This window comes from Pseudanabaena sp. 'Roaring Creek', from assembly GCF_001402795.1.
Lineage (GTDB): Bacteria > Cyanobacteriota > Cyanobacteriia > Pseudanabaenales > Pseudanabaenaceae > Pseudanabaena.
The window spans coordinates 1-4,692 of record NZ_LIRE01000305.1 but is presented as its reverse complement, the minus strand read 5'-3'; the positions used below and the strand labels follow the sequence as shown (position 1 = coordinate 4,692).

Sequence of the window (4,692 nt, the reverse complement as noted above, 5' to 3'; positions counted from 1 at the left end):
CATGGTTAATTTTGGCTGCTGCCGACTTACCATTTTTAGTGATTTGTTCTAGTTTTTGGCGTTCTTCTTCGGTTAATGTCACTTTGTATCGTTTTGCTGACATACCTTTTTCCTTACTATTTTCTGTCCCTTTATTTTACCCGCCAAATTATCTTTGACTGTCTACTAGGCATAATTAAAAACCAAAACCAGAGAGCGTACCGCCCGCTACGCGGGCGGTACGCTCTTCTAGGTTTTAAGTTTACTTATGCCTAGCTACTTATTACTTATAACTGCGATCAATCGCCAAGAGAGTGCGCAACAAAACATTTGCACCTTGGGCGCATTGCTCTGGAGAAGTATATTCATCTTGAGAATGGCTAATACCAGCCCGACTGGGGACAAAAATCATGCCCATATTGGTAAAGCGTCCGATTTCTTGAGCATCATGTCCCGCACGACTGGGTAAATAGGTATAGCTGAGTTTGAGTTCTTGGCAAGATATCGCGATCGCTTCCATGATGGGGGGGTGGGCAGGGGTCGGTAATATATGGAGCTTTTGCTCAATGGCGATCTCCGTTCCCGTGCTTTGGGCGATCGCCTCCGCTTCTTTTTCAATGCGTGCAACGAGATACTGTAAATTTTCTTCGGAAAGATCGCGCAAATCGATACTCATCTCCACATGGGCGGGCACGACATTCGTGGCATTAGGCAAAACCGTTAGATGCCCAACCGTTGCCACCTGATCGCCTTCGGTTTCTGTTGCTAAGCGATTGATGGCGATGATCAATTGGGAAGCCGCTAAAAGAGCATCTTTTCGCATAGACATCGGGGTCGTGCCAGCATGATTGGGGCGACCGAGGATCGTCACCATAAAACGATATTGACCGACGATACCCGTAACTACACCAATAGCTTTATCCAAGGATTCGAGTACCCCCCCCTGCTCTACATGTAACTCGATAAATGCTGCGATATCTTGACGATCGCGTTGGGCGGTATGTAACTTTTCCCAATTGCCGCCGACTCTTTCTAGGCAGGTTTGAATCGATGTGCCATCTTTGCGACGATATTTTTCGGGATCGGTCGGTGCATTTCCTGCGATCGCTTTGCAACCAATGACGCTATTTTCTTCATCGGCAAAAACAATGACCTCCAAGTTATGACGGAGCCGCATTTGATTTTCTTGTAAAACTCTCACCACCTCGATGCCCGCTAAAACTCCCAAGCAGCCATCATAACGACCGCCCACAGGTACGGTATCAATGTGCGATCCCGTTGCCAAAGATGCTTGCGCTTCAGTGCCAGCATAAGTACCGATCATATTTCCAGCCGTATCGTTACGGATGGACATTCCCGCCTCCTGCATCCAAGTCCTAACTAGTTGACGAGCTTGAATATCCTCCTCGGAAAAAGCCAATCGACATACCCCACCATTAGCTAGATTTCCAATTTTGGCAAGTTCAGCAATGCGGCGATCAAGGCGATCGCTATCAATAGCAAGCGGGGATAGGGCGATCATGCGCAGATTATTCCTTATATTCCTTATAGAGATGGATGAAATTTAAGACAGGGGAAAGCAATAGAAAACAATTGTCATGCACACAATATACTGTATACATATACTAGTATTACTAGATTGCCATTATTGCGAAATTGCTTTAGATATATGGCTACCGCCAGTCTTACTTAGGACAAAATTAAAACCCAAAATCATGTTGTCGCGCTCCGCGCGACAACATGATTTTGGGTTTTATGTGATGACACAGTTGGCGGTAGCTATAAGACTCTTATACCAATTCTCAAAATGGCGTTGCCATTTTGAGAATCTCAAAACCTTACTGGGTTTGGTGTTTAATTCACAAAAGTGTTGTCACACTTTCGTGAATTGGTATTAAACCTTTAGCGCACGCGCTGCGTGCGCTAAAGGTTTAAATTTTGGGTTTTAATTATGCCCAGCTACTTAAATGTCATTTAATGCAAATCAAATAAAATTTTTATGGCTAAAATCGATCTGTTAGGGGTCGAAATCATAGAAAATTACTCATGCAGATCTTAGGAGATTCTTGATTGTTGCTTTCTTCACCTCGTTCCATCCAACGTTCGCAATCTTTACGAGAGCAAACCTATCAGGTTTTACGTTCGGCTATTTTGTCGGGGGAGCTTTTGGCGGGTTCGCGGCTAGTCGAAACACAAATTGCCGAAAAGCTACAGGTCAGCCGAACCCCAATTCGCGAAGCATTACAACAGTTGCAGCAAGAGCAGCTTGTCGTGAGCGATGAAAATAATAATTTACGTGTAGTTAGCTTCTCGCCCGCTGATGCTAAACATCTGTATCGCTGCCGTTTGGTGCTGGAGCAGGAATCGGTAACTGAAGCCTGTACCTGCGCGACTGCCGAGCAGTTAGCCAAAATCGAGTTAGCAATTTTACAAGCCGAAAAAGCGATTCTCCAAGAACCCAATCAACTGACTAGCTATCAATTGCTGCATATCGACTATCAGTTTCATCGGGCGATCGCGGAATGTTCTGGCAATCCTTGGTTGGCGCTTTTACTCGATCAACTATTCGATAAAATGGCACTCTTGCGGATGCAAACAATGCAGCAAAATCCCAAGGTATTAGAAATTAGTTGCGAGCATCGGCAAATTTATGAAGCGATCGCGCAGGGCAATTGTGAAGAGGCGGTCATCGCCCTAAGTAATCATTTACAATCCAGCCAAATTAGGGTAATTCGTGAGATCGAACAGTTACAAAATCAACAGTTACAAAATCAACAGTTGCAAGACCAGTAATCACAGGAAAAATCATTGTTAACCCTGCAAAAAAATCTTTGTCCCAAGAAGGTCACTGCAAATTCCCCACTCCCTAGTGAGATTTTGTGTTTTAAGTATTTAGTACTAGAATCTTCTAAGCTTAGGAAAGCTGGAGATACTGTTCGTTAAAAATCAATGGATGGGGCAATGGACGAGTTAATCAATGTTCTCACGTTGGCGACTGATGAGGAAATATACCAAATCGCAGATATCCTCTTTCGGCGTAAATTCAATCCTCTTGATTATTTTGCTACCCCACCAGTAAGAGAATTACAAAACTTGGAGCGCGATGAATTAATTGAGGCGATCGCCAAACGTTTCAAATTTCTTGCCGCTGATGGTTTGACAGTGTTACGCCGCAAGACTAGCCATGTCAGCTATCGCGAAGTCTTAGAGCGAGTGTGCCAGCATCTGCATATCAAGTATTCCAAGAGTCAATCCATTGAAGATATCGAGTCAGAATTATTTCTGAATTTAATTAGTAATTCATGGAAAAATCTATCTCCTCAAGAACGCTCTAGCCTTGACGATTCAATGCAAGCGGCACTTACCGAGTCAGATCTGCAAAAGTCTTTGCCCATTGACGCGCAAAGGAATCCGATGAGCTTATTAGTCAAAGGTGGTAGCGCGATCGCCGTTAGCACGGTCATTCGTTCGGCAGTATTAAATGCGATCGCCCGTCAGATGGCTTGGCATTTTGCATCTTATCAAGTCGGGTATGAAGTTCTTAAGGCGGGAGGAACGGCGATCGCGACGCGGCTAAATGCCTATGTTTCGACATATTTAGCCAAACGGGGTATGGCGGTGGCGGCGACTCAATATACGGCGGCGAGGACGGTCTTTTCAGTAATTACGCCCGCTTTATGGGGGTTATTTTTTGCGGATTTAGGTTGGCGGGCGATCGCCACCAATTACGGTCGGATTATTCCTGCCATTTTCATCGTCGCGCAAATTAGATTGCTGAGAATGTCCTAGCGATTTCTTGCAGCACTTTGCGCTCAAATCCAAACTAAGAAACCTTTTGAAAGTGTTGCGAAGCAAAACTTTCAAAAGGTTTCTTGTGGTTCTTTGGATCGAAAATTGTTGTAGGAGCAAATGATTGCGCCAGTTCGCTCTAAACGGGCGGCGCTTCGCGCCGCCATCGCGCCCGTATAAATCCTTTCCTTTTTAAGACTACAATGGGGAATATGTTACGGATTGTTAAGAGAAATCCTGTATGACTATTTCATCAGCTCATTCATCAGCGCCCAATATTCAAGTTCCGACAACGCTACCTCTCGGTCGAGACAAGATATCACCTTGGCATCGGATCGAAGAACCAATGTGGCAGGGAAGTGAAGCGGATATTCGTAAGGGTTTGCCCTTTAACCTCCTATCTCCAACTTGGCAAATGTTTTTAATGGGGGATGGTGCGCCAACGAGACATTTACAACTCCTGACGCAAGCCGATATCTCGGTGGAAGTGGTTGCCATGACCAACATCGGTGACGATGATGATGAAGCGCCATCGGATATTGCCTCGATCGCTGCTCCACGCATACGCCGCCAAATCTTTTTGCGATCGCAAAAAACGGGAGAAATTTTTTCCCATGCGACTTCTTGGTGGTCGGAAGCAGCAATGCAAAAGTACCTCAAAGATCCTTCCTTACCGATCTGGGTCAGTCTCAACCAGAGATACACCGAGCTATATCGTGATCTTAAAGGTATTTATAAGGGGGCTTGTCCTAATTTAGCAGCAGCCTTTGGCTATCCTGAGATCGATACCTATTGGGCAAGACATTATTTGCTGTGGCATGGTGGCGAACCGATCACTTTGCTCTACGAAATCTATTCCCCAGCGATCGGCAAATATCTGGGTTCCAGCAGCCTTTAGAATTGCCTAAAACCTGCGGCGCACGC

The 4,692-nt window shown here is 45.2% G+C and carries 4 protein-coding genes; 3 read left to right on the top strand and 1 reads right to left on the bottom strand.

Annotated elements, in window-relative coordinates:
• Nucleotides 1-262: 262 nt before the first annotated feature.
• Complete coding sequence (locus tag AC805_RS10610; RefSeq protein WP_055075411.1) at nucleotides 263-1,501, bottom strand: Zn-dependent hydrolase; 1,239 nt, start codon at nucleotides 1,499-1,501, stop codon at nucleotides 263-265.
• A 548-nt stretch (nucleotides 1,502-2,049) separates the two neighbouring features.
• On the opposite strand from AC805_RS10610, the gene AC805_RS10605 reads away from it, so the two are divergent.
• From AC805_RS10605 to AC805_RS10595, 3 genes are all read left to right on the top strand, one after another.
• The gene (locus AC805_RS10605; protein WP_055075410.1) at nucleotides 2,050-2,772 is read left to right on the top strand and encodes a GntR family transcriptional regulator; all 723 of its coding nucleotides are present in this window, start codon (nucleotides 2,050-2,052) and stop codon (nucleotides 2,770-2,772) included.
• Nucleotides 2,773-2,940: 168 nt separating this feature from the next.
• Entirely contained in the window at nucleotides 2,941-3,768 is an 828-nt protein-coding gene (locus tag AC805_RS10600; protein ID WP_055075413.1) for a YaaW family protein, read from the top strand.
• A gap of 241 nt (nucleotides 3,769-4,009) precedes the next feature.
• Nucleotides 4,010-4,666, top strand: a complete 657-nt coding sequence (locus AC805_RS10595; protein ID WP_082429462.1) for a chorismate lyase — start codon at nucleotides 4,010-4,012, stop codon at nucleotides 4,664-4,666.
• Nucleotides 4,667-4,692 lie beyond the last annotated feature (26 nt).